Source organism: Halomonas sp. AOP7-E1-9 (genome assembly GCF_052376035.1).
Taxonomy (GTDB): domain Bacteria; phylum Pseudomonadota; class Gammaproteobacteria; order Pseudomonadales; family Halomonadaceae; genus Vreelandella; species Vreelandella citrativorans.
In genome coordinates, this window is the sequence record NZ_JBQSVC010000012.1 from 79,451 (window position 1) to 96,422 (window position 16,972).

13 protein-coding genes and 2 pseudogenes are annotated in these 16,972 nt (G+C 53.8%); 8 read left to right on the plus strand and 7 right to left on the minus strand.

What is annotated here, in order from left to right; translation table 11 throughout:
- Positions 1-33: 33 nt before the first annotated feature.
- The 5 genes from ACT3R4_RS09110 to ACT3R4_RS09130 all read left to right on the plus strand — a co-directional run bounded on the left by ACT3R4_RS09110 (position 34) and on the right by ACT3R4_RS09130 (position 6,542).
- On the plus strand, positions 34-1,983 hold the full coding sequence (locus tag ACT3R4_RS09110; protein WP_441678562.1) for a methyl-accepting chemotaxis protein: 1,950 nt from the start codon (positions 34-36) through the stop codon (positions 1,981-1,983).
- Positions 1,984-2,350: 367 nt separating this feature from the next.
- On the plus strand, positions 2,351-2,827 hold the full coding sequence (locus tag ACT3R4_RS09115) for an NYN domain-containing protein (protein WP_441678560.1): 477 nt from the start codon (positions 2,351-2,353) through the stop codon (positions 2,825-2,827).
- A 233-nt stretch (positions 2,828-3,060) separates the two neighbouring features.
- A complete protein-coding gene (locus ACT3R4_RS09120; protein ID WP_217883886.1) occupies positions 3,061-3,585 on the plus strand; it encodes a TonB-dependent receptor domain-containing protein in 525 nt (174 codons plus the stop codon).
- A gap of 250 nt (positions 3,586-3,835) precedes the next feature.
- Positions 3,836-4,990 (plus strand): M20 metallopeptidase family protein, encoded by a 1,155-nt coding sequence (locus ACT3R4_RS09125; protein WP_087110780.1) that lies wholly within the window; start codon positions 3,836-3,838, stop codon positions 4,988-4,990.
- 46 nt (positions 4,991-5,036) lie between these two features.
- The gene (locus ACT3R4_RS09130) at positions 5,037-6,542 is read left to right on the plus strand and encodes an AbgT family transporter (RefSeq protein ID WP_087110778.1); all 1,506 of its coding nucleotides are present in this window, start codon (positions 5,037-5,039) and stop codon (positions 6,540-6,542) included.
- Here the strand turns inward: ACT3R4_RS09130 and ACT3R4_RS09135 are convergent, their stop codons facing one another.
- Together ACT3R4_RS09135 and ACT3R4_RS09140 are read right to left on the minus strand one after the other, a co-directional pair.
- Complete coding sequence (locus ACT3R4_RS09135) at positions 6,543-7,439, minus strand: LysR family transcriptional regulator (RefSeq protein ID WP_087110776.1); 897 nt, start codon at positions 7,437-7,439, stop codon at positions 6,543-6,545.
- Between the two features lie 68 nt (positions 7,440-7,507).
- Positions 7,508-8,452: an AraC family transcriptional regulator gene (locus ACT3R4_RS09140; RefSeq protein ID WP_087110774.1), complete on the minus strand. Its 945-nt coding sequence runs from the start codon at positions 8,450-8,452 to the stop codon at positions 7,508-7,510.
- A gap of 224 nt (positions 8,453-8,676) precedes the next feature.
- On the opposite strand from ACT3R4_RS09140, the gene ACT3R4_RS09145 reads away from it, so the two are divergent.
- Positions 8,677-9,417 carry an SDR family oxidoreductase gene (locus ACT3R4_RS09145; protein WP_087110772.1) on the plus strand — a complete coding sequence of 247 codons (741 nt, stop codon included), beginning with the start codon at positions 8,677-8,679 and terminating at the stop codon, positions 9,415-9,417.
- 114 nt (positions 9,418-9,531) lie between these two features.
- On the opposite strand, the gene ACT3R4_RS09150 is transcribed toward ACT3R4_RS09145, so the two are convergent.
- From ACT3R4_RS09150 to ACT3R4_RS09170, 5 genes and pseudogenes are all read right to left on the minus strand, one after another.
- A complete protein-coding gene (locus tag ACT3R4_RS09150; protein WP_087110770.1) occupies positions 9,532-10,653 on the minus strand; it encodes a DUF8606 domain-containing protein in 1,122 nt (373 codons plus the stop codon).
- 122 nt (positions 10,654-10,775) lie between these two features.
- Positions 10,776-11,042: an Abi family protein gene (locus tag ACT3R4_RS09155; protein WP_176372233.1), complete on the minus strand. Its 267-nt coding sequence runs from the start codon at positions 11,040-11,042 to the stop codon at positions 10,776-10,778.
- A gap of 55 nt (positions 11,043-11,097) precedes the next feature.
- Positions 11,098-11,525, minus strand: a pseudogene (locus ACT3R4_RS09160) (alanine dehydrogenase); the annotation flags it as partial.
- Between the two features lie 77 nt (positions 11,526-11,602).
- Complete coding sequence (locus ACT3R4_RS09165; RefSeq protein WP_087110768.1) at positions 11,603-13,093, minus strand: CoA-acylating methylmalonate-semialdehyde dehydrogenase; 1,491 nt, start codon at positions 13,091-13,093, stop codon at positions 11,603-11,605.
- A gap of 49 nt (positions 13,094-13,142) precedes the next feature.
- Positions 13,143-14,485: pseudogene (locus tag ACT3R4_RS09170) on the minus strand (aspartate aminotransferase family protein).
- Between the two features lie 184 nt (positions 14,486-14,669).
- Here ACT3R4_RS09170 and ACT3R4_RS09175 point away from each other — a divergent pair.
- Both ACT3R4_RS09175 and dctP read left to right on the plus strand, forming a co-directional pair.
- On the plus strand, positions 14,670-15,608 hold the full coding sequence (locus ACT3R4_RS09175) for a LysR family transcriptional regulator (protein WP_087110764.1): 939 nt from the start codon (positions 14,670-14,672) through the stop codon (positions 15,606-15,608).
- A gap of 377 nt (positions 15,609-15,985) precedes the next feature.
- On the plus strand, positions 15,986-16,972 hold a 987-nt coding region (dctP, locus tag ACT3R4_RS09180; RefSeq protein WP_496201210.1), incomplete at its 3' end, for a TRAP transporter substrate-binding protein DctP.

Below are 16,972 nucleotides of genomic sequence, written 5' to 3' on the forward strand. Positions count from 1 at the left end.
TCATAAATTATCCTTTTCATGTGAGAAAACATAATGCTGAAGGTATTACACCGTATTACTATAGGCCGTAAGTTTATTCTGGTTCTCGCCTTGCCATTGCTAGCCATGACCTGGCTAGCAGTGTCAGGTATTTTAGAACGTAAAGCGATTGTGTCTGAAATGAATCATCTTCAGGAGATGACGGTACTGAGCCAGTATGCCGGTGACCTGGTTCATGAACTTCAGCGCGAGCGTGGTATGACAGCCGCCTTTTTAGGCAGCCGCGGGCAAAACTTTCGCACTGAGCTGCCTAGCCAGCGCAAGGTGACCGATGGACAGATTGAGAAGTTCAATCTTTATACCGAAAATCTTATCTTTTATGAAGATGACACAAGCGTTCAAGAGCAGGTAGTTCAAGCTAAACAAATTTTGCATGAGATAAACACAATCCGTTTGCGCGCCGACAGGCTGGAAATACCAGGCGATCAATCCAACCGTTATTATACGGACATTAATGATTTTTTAATCAACATTGTCAGCCAACTTACCTTTAGCGTTGAGCGCGGAGAAATTGTTCGACAGCTCAATGCTTATTACAATTTGTTAAACATAAAAGAACTAGCGGGTATTGAGCGGGCCATGTTAACAACCGCTTTTAGTGCAGACGCCATGTCTTCTACCGCGTTCGCCAATTTGCTGTCGATCACAGGCCGATCAGAAGCATACCTTAAAACGTTTAATCAGCTTTCCAATGCCAGCCTGCAGAGCGAGCTGGCAGCTATACTGGAAAGTGATCTTGCTAAAACGCTTGCTGACATGCGACGTACCGCGGTGGAGCAAGGCACGGCTGGAGATTTCAATATCAATCACCAGCAGTGGTTTGACCAACAAACCATGCTGATTGACAGCCAGGCGGAAGTAGGACGAGAAGCGGCCGATCTTCTGCTTGAAACAGCCCAGAGCTTGCGTGACAACGCGGTCAGCGAGCTGGCGTATTATCTGGCGTGCTCCTTAGCGGCGGCTCTGTTAGCGGTTCTGCTTTCTGTGCTCATTGTCCGCAGTATTGTACGCCCGCTAAAAATAGCGCTTGAAAACATCCAGACACGTGGAGGAGATCTGACTCAGCGCTTGGCGATTCCAGGAAGCGATGAGTTGTCACAGCTTTATCAGGCGTTCAACGAATCAACGGCTAAAACGGAAGAGCTGGTGGCCAGCATCAAGCAGGGTGCTCAGTCTGTCGAAGTTGCCAGCAAGGAGATTGCCAAGGGGAATGCAGACCTTGCCCAGCGCACCGAAGAGCAATCTGCGTCGCTTGTGGAAACGGCATCCAGCATGGAGCAGATTACGGCCACCGTGAAGCAAAGTGCAGATACGGCTCAGGAAGCACGTCGTTCTACACAGGACATGGCAAGCCAGGCAAATTCCGCTAACGATATAGCCGAACGGGCGCGTATGGCGATGGAGCAGATCCATGAAGCCAATCAGCAAGTCACCGCGATAGTGGAAGCCATTGATAACATCGCTTTCCAGACCAATATCCTAGCCTTGAATGCCTCCGTAGAAGCCGCAAGAGCCGGGGAGCAAGGGCGTGGATTTGCAGTGGTAGCCTCAGAGGTACGTAACCTGGCAAGCCGAAGTGCAGAAGAAGCCAAGCAGATTCGAAAGCTGATCGACAATAACGTTAAAAGTATAGAAGACGGGGAAGAACTGGTTACCTCAACAAGCGATACGCTAAAAAACATTGCAGAACGTGCTCAGCATACGGCTGCTTTGGTGTCAGAAATATCCGCAGCAACCACCGAACAGTCATCAGGCATTGAGCAAATTAATCAGGCGTTAACCCAGCTGGAAGAAGTCACTCAGCAGAATGCTGCGCTGGTCGAGCAGGTCGCCACAGCGAGCCGCTCACTGGACGACCAAGCAGGCGACATGGCCAGCATGGTAGGTCGCTTTAAGGTCACCGAGGAAAGTAATACATTCGCATTAGCGCATCACAGCTACTGAGACCCTTTCATGAAACGCCCGCCGACGAAACATGGCGGGGCGTTTCATGAATGACTTGCCCAGCATGAATGGCCTATCCAGCGCTCACTTGCCTGCAAGATCAGTCAGGGTGAGTCATGTGCAAACATCTCCCTAAGCCTGCTAACAGGGATGCCTGCCCTTATGGCATTCGGTGTGCTCGCACTGTTGCGCATCATTGTTCATCTGCGCTTTTTCCTACATATTGGCTAGGCTAAATCGCACCGGGACGCTCTAAAGCGTATTCTCTTCACCACGCTGATCGTGCTTATCATCGTGGCCGGTACGATCTGGATTCTATGGGACCAACATGCCCGCATGATGGGATAGTCCGCAACGAGCCATATTTATGACCAACGTCGCCATCTTTATTGATACACAAAACGTCTACTACACCACGCGGGATGCATATCGGAGAAACTTTGATTACAACCGGTTTTGGGCGCAAGCCACCGCGGGCAGAGACGTGGTGGGTGCGTTCTGCTATGCCATTGATAAAGGCGATAAGAAACAGCGCGAGTTTCAAAATATACTCAGAGCCATTGGTTTTGAGGTGAAGCTAAAGCCCTTTATTCAACGCGCCGATGGTTCTGCCAAGGGCGATTGGGATGTGGGTATTGCGCTGGATGCCATTGAGTACGCAGAGCACGCCGACGTTATCGTACTGGTAACGGGTGATGGCGATTTTGACTTGCTGGTGAATAAAATTCGCATCAAGTATGGGAAAAAAGTAGAGGTGTATGGCGTTCCCCAGCTCACCGCTGCGTCACTAATGAACGAAGCGAGCGCGTTTATTCCCATTAAGGAAGACCTGCTGCTGCGCTAATTCTTACGCTTGCCCCGCTCATCTCAAGCCCTATCCCCGCGCCGAAGCCACACGCATCAAGAGGCGCTTTCCCTTGACGTGTCAGCACAGGCGGGTAGCGCCATTACAACACGTAGCCCGCCACCGGTTCGGTTTTTGAGCGCCAATCTGCCGCGATGCGCCATGACGATACTGCGCACAAGTGATCACTCAAGTCAGCACGAAAACGGCGTGGTAACCCCTACGCGGGCGTGGTGTATGACCTCACGGACAATCACTCGCTATATGCAAGCTACACCAGCACATTCACGCCGCAAACCCGTGAAACCACCAGCGGCGCCACGGTTAAACCCATCGTGGGCGACAGCTATGAAACCGATGGCATCGACCTGGAGATCGCCGGCTCTTTGACGCCCAACTGGAATGTTTACGGTGGCTACACTTACCTGCACTTCCGCCGTGTGGACTCGGATGGCAGCAGCGACCCATCGCATCTGTTCAAGCTTTCCACTACGTATGAACCGTCCGGTTTCTTGAACCGCATGACCTTCGGCGGCGGTGTGTACGCGCAAAGCAACACCCATGCGATATCAGGCCCGGCAGGCCAACCTACAAACGGCGTCAGCACAGGTTCCACTGCCGTCAACTGGCCCGGCTACGCCATCGTTAACGCCATGGCAAAATACGATATCAACGATGAAACCAGCGTAACGCTTAACGTCGACAACCTGCTCGACCAACGCTACTACAACCGCTACGGCTTACGGCGCCCCACGTAGTGCCTCGCTTACGTTGAGGACTGAGTTTTAAGGGGTTTAGAGTAAATGAGGCAGCCGCGCGATTGCGCGGCTTTTTATTGAGCTACATAACTTCTAAATCTTGCACTAAAACCATGGATCTAATTTAAATGTTGCTCAAAAAGCAACAAAGATAACGTTCCTGCTTCTCCTTTCCACCCGTGAAGTCACTTAGGGTTAGTCTTCCTAATAACGTTGCCAATAGGCACATCAATAACGGCAAGGACAGGCAATGTTTACCGATAAGCAAATACAAGATGCAATCGTTCTGCGACAAACTCTCCACAAGCAGCCTGAGCTTAAATACCAAGAAACCCAAACCGCCAAGCTAGCCGCCGAACGATTACGCGCGCTTGGCTACAAGGTAACTGAGGGTATTGCGACAACAGGGATCCTGGCGGAACTGGATACCGGCCGCGAAGGTCCTGTGATCGCGTTTCGTGCTGATATGGACGCGCTTCCTATTCACGAAGCCAATACGTTTGGCCATCGTTCGCAGAATGAAGGTCTTATGCACGCCTGCGGACATGACGGACACACCGCCACGCTACTACTCGCCGCCGAAGTCATCATGGAAAAGCGTGATGAACTGTGTGGGCATCTCAAGTTGCTTTTTCAACCAGCGGAAGAAGGCGGCAACGGTGCGGATGCGATGGTCAAGGCTGGGGTGCTTGAAAACCCTAGAGTGGAAGCCGTATTTGGCTACCACAATCGCCCCGGCTTTCCTGAAGGCCAACTGTTCGTAAAGCCCGGTCCGGCTATGGGTGGCAACGACACGTTCAAAGTCATCATCGAGGGCGTCTCTGGCCATGCGGCCATGCCTCACTTGGCCATTGATCCGATCTACGTTGGCGCCTCGCTAGTACAACAATTGCAAGGGTTGGTGGCCCGTCACAAATCACCCTTGGAATCCGGTGTGATTACCGTAGCGTCCTTTCATGCAGGCGATGCAGCCAACGTAATCCCCGGCGCCGCAGAGCTCGTGGTGAATATTAGAAGTGACCGCCCCTCATCCCGCGATGCGCTGGCTGGCAAGCTTGAGCAGGTCACTAAAGGCGTGTGTGATGCCCATGGCGCCAGCTTCAAACTTGAACACATTCACCAGATTCCACCACTATCCAATGATCCCGAATGGTCTGAACGGGTGTTAGCACTCGCCTCCAAATATGTAGTCAGTAACGACATTCAGCAGTTGGATTACATGCCCACCATGGGTGCCGAAGACTTTGCGTTCTACCTACAGGAAGTGCCTGGCTGCTTTTTCTTCGTCGGTAACGGCGACAGCGCTTATCTTCACAACGAACACTACGACTTTAACGACAACATATTACAGGTAGCAGGTGGCATGTTTGTTGCTTTAGCAAAAGGGCTACTGTTACGCAGCTGACAACCTTTTTACAACCAAAAAATTTCTAAAAACAAGGGTTAACACTATGCAGTCTGTACTCGCTTCTATTGAACGCGTAGGTAACAAACTTCCTCATCCGTTCATCCTATTTACCATCCTCGCCGTAGTGGTTGTAGTTATCTCAGCCATGCTCGCCACGTTTGGCGTCTCGGCGATCAACCCACAAACCGGCGACACCGTCTATGTCCAAAGCCTGCTATCAGGCGATGGTTTAGAATTCATGCTGACCAGTGTGGTCAGTAACTTCGTCAATTTCCCACCGCTTGGGCTTATTTTGGTGGTGATGTTCGGTATTGGCTTGGCCGATAAGGTCGGCCTGATGTCGACGCTGATGCAGGTAAGCGTCGCCAAAGCCCCGCCCTCACTGCTAACCTTCTGCGTATTTTTGGCGGGCATCTGCGGCAGTATTGCTTCTGATGCCAACTACCTGATTTTGATACCGCTGGCCGCCATGCTGTATCACTCGGTGGGCCGTCACCCTATTGCGGGCGCTGCCGCAGCCTACGCCGCCGCCGGTGCAGGTTTTGATGCCAGCCTGTTTATTACTGTCGGGGACGCGCTGTTTGCCGGCATCACTACCGAAGCAGCACGGTTGGTCGATCCTGATGCCTATATTTCGCCAGTTGATAACTACTATTTTGTGGCCTGCTCAGTATTCGTGCTTGCCATTGCGGGTACGCTGATTATCGATAAGGTGGTTGAACCGCGGCTCACGCGCACGCTGCCGATGAGCAAGGATTTTAAGACGGATATCGTCAAGCCGGAGTTAACACCGGAAGAGAAGTTAGGCCTTAAGCGGGTCGGCTTCGCCACCTTGATCTATCTGGCGCTGATCCTGATTGCCGTTATTCCTGAAGCATCCCCGCTGCGTAACGAAGAGGGCGGGCTAATTCCGTCACCTTTCCTACGCTCGCTGGTGCCACTCATGTTTGGCTATTTCGTGACCATCGGCCTAGTGTACGGCATTACCACCGGCAAGATAACGACCAGCCGCGACGTCCCCCAGCGCATGGCCGAATCAGCAAGCGACTTGGCGCCCACGCTGGTGCTGTTCTTCGCCATTGCACAGTTCATCGCCTACTTCCGCTGGTCGGAGCTTGGTCAGTACATTGCCATCGAGGGTTCGAACATTCTGCAGAGCACCGGCTTTACCGGCCTGCCGCTGGTGGGGGCATTCATTGCCATGAGTGCGGTACTCAACGTGTTCATGACCAGCGGCTCGGCCCAGTGGGCGCTGATGGCCCCAGTATTCGTGCCGATGCTGATGATGATCGATTTCGACCCCGCTTTCGTACTGGCCATGTTCCGCATCGGTGATTCCAGCACCAATATCATTTCCCCCATGAGCCCGTACTTCTCGGTTGCCCTGGTGTACATGCAGCGCTACAAGCCGGACATGGGGCTGGGCACGCTGATAGCCACCATGCTGCCGCTAGCGGTTACCTTCCTGCTCGCCTGGTCCGCCTTTTTGATGTTCTGGCTAGCCATGGGGTGGCCGATCGGCCCCGGCGTTTACATGATGGCGAACTGATTACTGCATCGTCAGCATCAGCTTCCATAAATAGTCGGCAGCGGGTGAAAGCCTTCTGCCGACTCTTCTTACCAGATTGCCCTGACTGCTGGCTGCCAGTGGGTGCGCCACGGGAATTGCTCTGAGCTGCCCTTCGTCCACCTCATTGCGTGCAGCCGCCGCGGTCATGAACGACACCCCAATACCGGCACTCGCCATGCGCCGTGAAACAGAATGCAGGTTGCAACGGTAGGCGGGCGTGGCGGGTTGCCCGGCGGCGCTAAACAACGCATTTACAAACTGCTGCGACCCCGATACATCGGGCAGAAAAATAAGCTTGTGCTGCAAAAGCTCTGCTACCGTAACACTCTCCTGCCGGGCCAGCGGATGAAAAGGTGCCACCAGGGCACATAGCGGGCCGCGCTCAAAGGAGTGTACCACCAGCCTCGGATCCGAGATTGGCCCATAGGTAATCGCAATATCCACCTCGTCGTTGGCCACCATCTCGTGGGGCTCACGGGGGTAGTAGATGCCCGTTTTGATCTCGATCAGCACGTCCGGGTAATGTTCGGAGACGCGCTTCATCACGTAGTTGATAAAGCTATCCACAAACCCATCGCCCACCGAAACCACGACCTTCCCCGCCTGTAGATTGCGCAACCGGGAAAGCGTATCCCCCAGCTCCGAGTTGAGCCGCCGCTGGGCAAGAAAGCTATCCACCACCAGCAGCCCCGCCTCGGTTAACATCATATGGCGCCCCTGCCGCTCTAATAGCGCCATTCCCAGCTCTCGCTCAAGGCTGCGAACCTGCCGACTCACCACGGAGGGGTTAATATGCAAATGCTCAGCCGCCGCGCGAATACCGCCGCAACTGCTTACTTCCAGCAGGTAGAAGGCGCGTTTATCGAGTATGTTCATTGGTAACTCGTATAGGCTGAGAGATTATAAAATGTGCTAATGAGTTAGCATCTGGCATCGTATCGTTCTCAATGCAATGAAGCGATATCGGTGATAGGAGCAGGCGGTGATAACGCCAGACTCAATTTCATAGCGCGCACCTCCTCTGCAGGTGGCTGACCAAATAGCCGCTTGAACTCCCTGCTGAACTGGGAAGGGCTTTCATAGCCTACCCGGCTCGCCGCAGCAGCGGCGGTCAATCCATCACGAATCATCAACAGCCGCGCATGGTGCAAGCGCGTCGATTTGATGTACTGGATAGGCGAGGTTTGAGTGACGGATTTGAAGTGCGCATGAAACGCCGGAGCGCTCATTCCCACCTCATGGGCGAGCGTGCCCACTTCCAGCGGAGCGGCGTAATGTACATGGATGCGGCGTAGCGCCTTGGCTATCTTCCCGAACTGCCCATAGTGGGATAACGCCGAGCGAACGCTTCCGCCCTGCTCGCCGGTCAGTACCCGGTAGCAAATCTCTCTCACGATGGACGGTGCTAGAATGCGTGCATCCGCAGGCGTTGCCAGCGCATCCAGCAAGCGTAGCGTTGCACCGGCAAGCGATTGATCAAGCGGTGTGGAAAGCATGCCGCGGGGTGGGGTTGGCTGAACATCGACCGTTTCATCCAGCTGGGTGACAAGCTCTGCAATGACCGCTGTATCAAGGCGGATCGCAATCCCCAGCATCGGTACGTCAGGGCTCGCCTCTGTCTCTGAAATAAACGGCAGAGGTACCGCTAGCACCAGATAGTGATGCGCATCATAAAGATACACTTCGCTGCCCAGATAGCCCCGCTTACGCCCCTGGCAGATGATGACGATGCTCGGCTCATATAGCACCGGGGTGTTTTTGAGCGTCCGGTTTGAGCGCATCAGGCGCACCTCATCCACCAGCGACTGGGTATATCCCTCGCGCGGGGCGAGTTGATATAACCGTTCGATTATCCGGCGCTGCACTACCGCATCGCTACTCGCTACCATGAGCAACCTCGTTCAATGCTCTCACTATTCGCCCTCGTTGATCGCCACTGAGACTGCCAGTGTCTGAGCCAACATAAGAGTAATAGTATAGGCTGTTGGGTCAGTTTCCTGCCTCCAGCCCGCCAATTAATAGCTTTAGGCAAGCATGCAAGAGGATCGTCTATATTGCCGTTCGTGGGCATCCCCTACGCTTTCCCTGTACTTTCCCACAACAGGAAAAACGCATGACCAGCCTATCGAACGTCCCCTCTAAAGTTGTTTTATTGACCGGCGCCAGCAGCGGTATTGGTGAAGCCACGGCCCGCGAACTGGCCAAGCAAGGCCATCGCCTAATTATTGGTGCGCGACGTACCGACCGACTGGAAGCACTGGCGCGCGAATTGTGTGCCAACGGCAGCACAGTTGATTACCAGGCCCTGGATGTCACTAGCCGTGAAGATATGCAGGCGTTTGCCGAGTTTGCGATCACCACCCATGGCCGCATCGATGTCATCATCAATAATGCAGGCGTTATGCCACTTTCCCCGCTGGCAGCGCTCAAGGTAGATGAGTGGAACCGCATGATCGATGTGAACATTCGTGGCGTACTAAACGGAATCGCGGCGGTTCTTCCCACCATGCAGGCGCAACAGGCGGGGCAGGTTATCAACATCTCCTCCATCGGCGGGCTGAGTGTCGTGCCCACCGCCGCCGTGTACTGCGCGACCAAATACGCCGTGCGCGCCATTTCTGACGGCCTGCGCCAGGAAACCAACTGCCTGCGCGTCACCTGCGTTTATCCCGGCGTTGTGGAGTCGGAGTTGGCCAACACCATCACCGACAAGGAAGCCGCCGAGGCCATGGAAGCTTACCGCCAGATTGCCCTTAAACCCGAGGCCATTGCTGCCGCCATCGCCCATGCTATCAACCAGCCTGACGACGTCGACACCAGCGATATTGTGGTGCGGCCTACTGCTAGTCAGTAGTTTTTTAGTGGTGAAACGTGCCTGGGTATCGGGCTGAGGTGGTAATCAGGCACGTCCTTGGTGAGCGTTAAGGCACTTTCCGAGGGTGTAATTACTGTATCTAGAGAATTAGCATCAAGCTGGAGAACGAACATCTAACGGCCACATCTGCTTAAGCCGATTAACCGTATGCGACCACTTAGGCGCGGTAGGCTTGCACACCGTATTTTGATTACCAAACAGCCCCACTTCGCTGAACGCCTGCGCACGCTCGACGGTATAGAGCCAGCGCACCGGCACCAGGTACTCAGCGTTGTCTTCCTCGTCATTAAGCTCTTGATACAAGTGCGGGTAATCATCTGGACGCACTATATCGAGTAACGTTTTGGGGCCGTTTTCCGTTTCAAACGGGTATTCCGTGGCCTGGCTGCGCTCGCCGATAACCTCTCCAACGCCCACGTAACCTGTTTTAGGGATATTGACCCACACCCGGTCGCCTTCTGAAAGCATTGCCAGCGTTTTGGAATACCACGTAGCACCGCCACCGGCGATAAAACCCAAGCGCCGAGCAAGCTCCCACGGCCGGTCGTCACCAAATGAGGCGTAGAACTCGCCGTTCCACGGTTCTTTATTGGCTTTACGTGCTACCGGCTTAGGCGGCTCATCAGGGTCAATCATCCAGGCGCGGCTGAGATAGCGATTGCCGTTATCTTCAAACGCGGAGAAGAACATGGCATTGATGGACAGCTGGGCGTGTTCGTTCAGGTAGTTGATAATGCGCTCGCTGCTGGCATCCAACTGCGTAGCGACCACGACCAGTTGATGGCTCTCGTTGAGTGTCACACTATCCAGCGCCATACCAAACTTGGCCTCAAAGGCTTCGCCCAAAGTGACAAGCGTACGCCCATAGCACTCGGCAAACTGCTGGTAAATATCAATCAACTGGTAATCGGCAAGTGTCACCACCCAAGAGGCGTAGTCGATAGCCTGAGCGACGACATCACGCGGGGTTTTATCGCGCTTTAGCTCTATCACAATTACCGTGCCGTTGGCGTCTACGGCCAGTAGATCGATCAGCTTACCAAAGCCGGTACGCACCTGACGGCCGATCAGCAGCCAGTCCCGATTCAGAATTGAGACATCCTGCATAATCTGCTCTTCCAGCAGGCTTTCATCCGCCAGCCCCGTTGGTAGCAGCTTTTGTGGAAGCGCGCCAGGAGTGTTCGCGAGCTTCCAGATTCCTTGCTCAATGGCCATAGTAATTTGCCACCCTACAGGTGTTAAAAAGTGTTGCCTTTCGAAACGTGAGGGCCTAGTATTTACGCCAACACGGCCCCTATCGGTGAGACTGCCACGCAGTAGCATTGCTTAGGGGTTTTTTATTGCCTTGCTTCCCATTCCCACTGCTCCCAGCCTTCTATAATTCCCATGCCTTTTAGATTTAGCCCTGCTTCGCGCAAATCTGGGAAACTGCTTAACAACTCTGATAAGCGAGCCCACCAAGTGCTCGTCGGGTTAACCGTCATCAATAGGTACTGAACAATACAGAACAGTAGGAAAGGGCGCGCCTGAACATGGGAGTTTTGCCAGCCCAGGGAAAATAGAGAGGCTTCACTATGGGCGGGCTTACGCGGCTGGTCCGTCATATTGCGATTCCACAACCGACTATGATGGGCACATACATTGCGTAAATAATTCAAGCTGCGCAGCCATGCGTCCGGCAACCGTACTCATCGGAGCCAACAAAGGTAGGCCGCCCTGACGGTCGGTGATGGTCTCGTAGGCGATGCAGGTGGCACAACTTTCGATAAGGCCCCGGGTCAAGGCTTCCTCGGCGGCCAAGAGGAGGTAAGTGAACAGCGTTTGGCCCCCCTTGAGGCGTTTGATTTCTTCGGACTGCGGCTCCTTAACCTTGAGTATAAGCTCAGCACTGCCCCACACCTTAGCCACATCAGCCTCGGTGCGGACGCCTGCGGCTTCATAGGTAGCACCCGCGAAACCAACGCCCTCTCCTGCCCCGGCCTGCACGGTGACGGTGTGACCACGGCTGACCAGCTCGCGGGCGCCGGCGAGGGTCAAGGCGACACGATATTCGTGGTTTTGATTTCCTTGGAAATAGCAATCTGCATGATCATTATCTCTTTTTGTTAGGAGGCCGAGCGCATGACCCTCCGGTCATGCGCTGATATTGGTAGACCCGGCTCGATCAGGAGGGGAAAGAGAACTGTGCGCCCTCACGAACCCCGGCCGACGGCCAGCGCTGGGTGATCGTCTTGCGCCGCGTGTAGAAACGTACCGCATCGGGGCCATAGGCGGAAAGGTCGCCAAACAACGAACGCTTCCAACCGCCGAAGCTGTGGTAGGAGACCGGCACCGGTAGCGGCACGTTGATGCCCACCATGCCAACCTGAATACGGTCGCTAAAATAACGTGCCGCTTCCCCATCGCGGGTATAGATGCAAGTGCCGTTGCCATACTCGTGATCGTCGATCAGTTTCATCGCCTCATCCATGGAACCGGCGCGCACCACCAGTAGTACCGGGCCGAATATCTCCTCTTGGTAACAGGTCATCTCGGGTGTCACCCGATCGATCAGGGTGCCGCCCACGTAAAAGCCATTATCGTGCCCCGGCACCTGAACACCGCGCCCATCGACCACGATGGTGGCGCCCTGCTGTTCGGCACTGTCGATATAGCCGCAGACCTTCTCCTGGTGCGCCTTAGTGATCACCGGGCCGAAATCGTTGCTCTTGTCGGAGAAGGGGCCGACCTTGAGCGACTTCATCTGCTCCTGCATCTTGGCGATCAGCGTATCGGCGGCTTCGTCGCCCACGGCCACCGCAACGGAAAGCGCCATGCAGCGCTCGCCCGACGAACCGAAGGCCGCCCCGTTCAAGGAGTTGACCACGTTGTCCATGTCGGCGTCGGGCATGACGATGGCGTGGTTCTTGGCGCCGCCCAAGGCCTGGCAACGCTTGCCGCTAGCGCTTGCCCGGGAGTAGATGTATTCAGCGATCGGAGTGGAGCCGACGAAGCTGACGGCCTGCACGCGCGGGTCGTCGAGCAGAGTGTCGACGGCTTCTTTGTCACCGTTGACCACATTGATCACGCCGGCGGGCAGCCCCGCCTCTTGGGCCAGCTCGGCAATGTAGAGTGCCGAGCTGGGGTCACGCTCGGAGGGCTTGAGAACAAAAGTGTTGCCGCAGGCGATGGCCATGGGATACATCCACAGCGGCACCATCGCCGGGAAGTTGAACGGCGTGATGCCAGCCACCACGCCCAAGGGTTGGAACTCGCTCCAGGAGTCGATGCTGGGGCCGGTATTCTTGCTGTGCTCGCCCTTGAGCAGCTCCGGGGCGTAGCAGGCGTACTCCACATTCTCGATACCCCGGGCGAGTTCGCCCCGCGCATCATGCACTATCTTGCCGTGCTCTTGGCCGACCAGGCGGACGATTTCGTCGGCATGCTCTTCCAGCAGTTGCTTGAAGCGGAACATGATCCGGGCGCGCTTGGCGGCCGGGGTGTCACGCCAGGCCGGATAGGCGGCCTCGGCAGCGGCAATGGCCTCCTCGACGGTAGCTTTGCTCGCCAAGCTCACCTGGCCGGCAACCTCGCCGACGGAGGGGTTGAAGATATCCTGGGTACGCTCTTCGCGGTCGACACGCACACCGTTGATCAGATGGCCGAGTGTTGTCATGAGTTGCCTCTTGTTGGGTCTGTCGGTTTAGTCTGCAGAAGTAAGAGCTTCAGTTCAGTTCGCTGATGGCATCGCCTATCACATTGACGACGCGGTCGATCTCCTCACGCTCGACGATAAAGGGCAAGCCGAGCTGAATGGTGTCACCGCCGTAGCGCACGTAGAAGCCTTTTTCCCAGCACTTCATAGCGATCTCGTAGGGTCGGCGGGCCGGCTCACCAGGGTAGGGTTCGATCTGCAAGGCGCCAGCGAGTCCATAGTTACGGATATCGCTGATATAACGCGTGCCCTTAAGCCCGTGAAGCGCTTCTTCGAAGACTGGGCTCATCTCGCGCACGCGGTCGATCAGGCATTCCTGCTCGAGCACGTCCAGAGCCGATAGGGCTGCGGCACAGGCCACCGGGTGCCCGGAATAGGTGTAGCCATGGGGCAGCTCAAGCATGTAGTCGGCACCACCCTGCTCCATGAAGGTGTGATAAATCTCACTTTGAACGATCACGCCGCCCATGGGGACCGCACCGTTGGTCAGTTGCTTGGGAAATTCATTATATCGGGAGTGACGCCGAACTCCTCGGCACCGGTCATAGATCCCATGCGCCCAAAGGCGGTGATCACCTCGTCGAAGATCAGCAGGATATCGTGTTGGTCGCAGATCTCGCGCAGCCGCTGCAAGTACCCCTTCGGCGGCGGGATTACCCCTGCGGAACCAGCCAGTGGCTCGACGATCACCGCGGCGATATTGGAAGCGTCGTGCAGCGCGATCAACTCAAGCAGCTCGTCGGCCTTCTCGGCACCGCGATCGGGCATGCCACGGGTGAAGGCGTTCTCAGCAATCAGGGTGTGGGGCAGGTGGTCAGCATCGACGCCCTGCCCATAAAGCGCCCGATTGGCACCAATACCGCCCACACTGAAACCACCGAAATTGACGCCGTGATAGCCCTTGGCACGCCCGATCAGCTTGGTCTTGGTGGGTTTTCCTTTCTTACGCCAGTAGGCGCGGGCAATCTTCAAGGACGTATCGGCGCTCTCGGAACCCGAGCCGGTGAAAAAGGTGTAATCCAGACCTTTAGGTGTCAGCTCACGCAGACGATGAGCAAGTTCAAACGCCTTGGGATGCCCGAACTGGAAAGCAGGTGCATAGTCCAGCTCGCGCAACTGCTTGCTTACCGCGTCGGCGATTTCTGGGCGAGAGTGCCCAGCGCCACACGTCCACAATCCGGAGAGGCCGTCAAAAACCTGGCGACCCTGGGCATCGGTGAGATAACTGCCCTTGGCACCGGTGATGATACGCGGGTCGCGTTTGAACTGACGGTTGCCGGTGTAAGGCATCCAGTATGCGTCGAGTTGCTCGACGCTGAGCCCAGCAGTAGGGGAAAACTCTTGAGCTGACATATCTATTACCCTCTATAGAGTCTTGTCATTAATGGGGTTTAGAAAACCAGCCTAGAACGCCTCTTTGATAAGTTAAATAAACAACTAGTTTATTTCAAATAACTACTTACTTAACTTTTAAGCACGATGACGCTACGATGGGGGTTACATAAATCTCACTGTGTAGGTAAGGAGCAAGAAAAATATGGCACTTCGGAAAGTAGCGCCAATGGGGCAACCAAGCGACTCTGACCTTCGGCTCCTCAGAATTTATCGAAAAGTCGTGGAATGCGGGGGTTTCTCAGCGGCTGAAGTCGAATTAAGCATTAGCCGTGCTGCCATTAGCATGGCAATGAATGACTTGGAAACACGACTTGGCCTCCGCCTTTGTCAACGTGGCCGTAGTGGCTTTGCCCTAACGAATGAAGGCTCTGAAGTTTACCAATTGTCTCTACAGCTTTTAGCGGCAGTTGAGGGATTTCGCACTCAAGTCAACGGCTTGCATGCCCAGCTCAAAGGTGAGCTCAACATTGGTATTACCGATAACCTAGTAACCATGCCCGAAATGCATATAACTCATGCGCTTAATGCACTCAAAGAGAAAGGCCCCGATGTTCGTATCAACATTCGCATGATTCCGCCTAGTGATATTGAGCTAGCCGTTCTTGATGGACGCTTACATACCGGCGTTATTCCTAATCTCAAAACTCTACCAGGGCTTGACTACCTGACACTGTACGAAGAAACCTCAAGACTTTACTGCTCGACTGAACACCCACTATTTCACGCGAACAATATTACGGAAGAAGACTTACCACATTACGACGCTGTTGTACCCGCTTATGCCCAAACACCAGAAATAAAGGCAATGCATGAACCGCTTAAAGCATCAGCGTCAGCGACCGACCGCGAGGGCGTTGCTTTTCTTATACTGTCTGGGAGCTATATCGGATACCTACCCACTCATTATGCTGAGCGATGGGTACGCGACGGGCAGATGAAAGCACTGCCACCCAATAAATGGCATTACTTCACAGGTTACAGCGCCATCACCCGTAAAGGAGGGTTTTCTAATTTAGTTTTGGAAACATATTTTGATGAGTTGAATAAACTGATCAGCACCTCTCCAAACACTAATACTTAAGCATAATAGAGACGGGGTAATTACGTGCCAAAAACCAACTATGTTAAACAAAACCTTACGTTAGATTAATCAAATACTTATTTAAAATAAAAATTATTTACCCTAGCCTGAACTTCGCAATGTCAAGTTATTTGAAGAGCTTGATATAAATCAAAAAAACCTATTAGTGACAGGAGGGGTAAATCTATTTTTGATTAACTAGAAGTTGATCAAAGGTGGCTTTAATCTTTATCTAGATCTAGAAAACATAAACAGCAATAGCGGATAATTTTCAAGAACTAAAAACCATGCACTAAAGCTCAACACCCAGTCTATTAAGCTAATATATACTATAAAACTCTTCTTAATAAACAAAGTACAAGAAAGGAGTAGTAGAGATGCCGAAAAGATTACCGCTTACGAAGATTCGCACAAGCGTAGCGATTGCAGCCGTTGCTATGGCGAGCGTGGGCATTACGTCCCAAGCGCAAGCTAATGAGCGCTTCATATTGGCACATGCCATGCCAAGCGATCATATCTTCCACGCTATTTCTGAGCGTTTTATCGACGAGATTCAGGAAAGTGAGGAGTTTCAGATTGCCTACCACCAAGGTGGTGATTTAGGAGACTGGACGTCTCTATTTGAGCAATCCATGCAAGGCGTTGTGCCGATGACGCTGACTTGGGGTGCCTCGGAATTTGACGAACGCCTCGACCTCTCATGGCTTGGTTATGTTGTTTCGAACTGGGAAGACGCTCGGGATGTCTATGGGCCTAATGGCGAAATGCTAGAAGTCTATAACAGCATATTTCATGATCTCGACCTGCATACTATCGGCATTATCCCTACCGATTTTGGCTCCCTTGTTATCCGCAAAGGCGTAGGAGAAGTCCCTGTCAACTTCCCCGAAGATGGCAACAATATTAAGGTCCGTGTACCACCTGTCCCTATCGCCATTGACCGCTTCCGTAACCTTGGCTTCGCATCAGTACCTATTCCACTCTCAGAGGTCTATACCGCCCTACAGCTAGGTACAGTCGATGCCCGAGCCTTTTCGACTGCAGTAGAAACTTACCAGCAGCGAGATGTTCTGGAAACGAACATTCTTACCAATGACTACTTTGAAACTGCTTTCTGGCTAGTGAATAAAGACTGGTGGGAAGGACTTTCTGAGGAGAACCGCGACTTACTACAGAGCGCTGCCGACGACACTGTGCTGTGGTCTTGGGATGAGGCTCAGAGCTTGAGTGAAGAATTCCTGGATAAAGTGCGAGATTCAGGCATTGATGTCGTCGAACTCAGTGATGAGCAGATTGCCACTGCTGCACAAATTGTTCATGAAACAGAATGGCCTGAAATGGAGAAGCTGGTCGGCTCCGAAATT

Bases quoted from the DNA above. Each gene is read 5' to 3' on its own strand.
- ACT3R4_RS09110 (WP_441678562.1), top strand. From the start codon at position 34: ATGCTGAAGGTATTACACCGTATTACTATAGGCCGTAAGTTTATTCTG.
- ACT3R4_RS09115 (WP_441678560.1), top strand. From the start codon at position 2,351: ATGACCAACGTCGCCATCTTTATTGATACACAAAACGTCTACTACACC.
- ACT3R4_RS09125 (WP_087110780.1), top strand. From the start codon at position 3,836: ATGTTTACCGATAAGCAAATACAAGATGCAATCGTTCTGCGACAAACT.
- ACT3R4_RS09130 (WP_087110778.1), top strand. From the start codon at position 5,037: ATGCAGTCTGTACTCGCTTCTATTGAACGCGTAGGTAACAAACTTCCT.
- ACT3R4_RS09135 (WP_087110776.1), bottom strand. From the start codon at position 7,439: ATGAACATACTCGATAAACGCGCCTTCTACCTGCTGGAAGTAAGCAGT.
- ACT3R4_RS09140 (WP_087110774.1), bottom strand. From the start codon at position 8,452: ATGGTAGCGAGTAGCGATGCGGTAGTGCAGCGCCGGATAATCGAACGG.
- ACT3R4_RS09145 (WP_087110772.1), top strand. From the start codon at position 8,677: ATGACCAGCCTATCGAACGTCCCCTCTAAAGTTGTTTTATTGACCGGC.
- ACT3R4_RS09150 (WP_087110770.1), bottom strand. From the start codon at position 10,653: ATGGCCATTGAGCAAGGAATCTGGAAGCTCGCGAACACTCCTGGCGCG.
- ACT3R4_RS09155 (WP_176372233.1), bottom strand. From the start codon at position 11,042: ATGACGGACCAGCCGCGTAAGCCCGCCCATAGTGAAGCCTCTCTATTT.
- ACT3R4_RS09165 (WP_087110768.1), bottom strand. From the start codon at position 13,093: ATGACAACACTCGGCCATCTGATCAACGGTGTGCGTGTCGACCGCGAA.
- ACT3R4_RS09175 (WP_087110764.1), top strand. From the start codon at position 14,670: ATGGCACTTCGGAAAGTAGCGCCAATGGGGCAACCAAGCGACTCTGAC.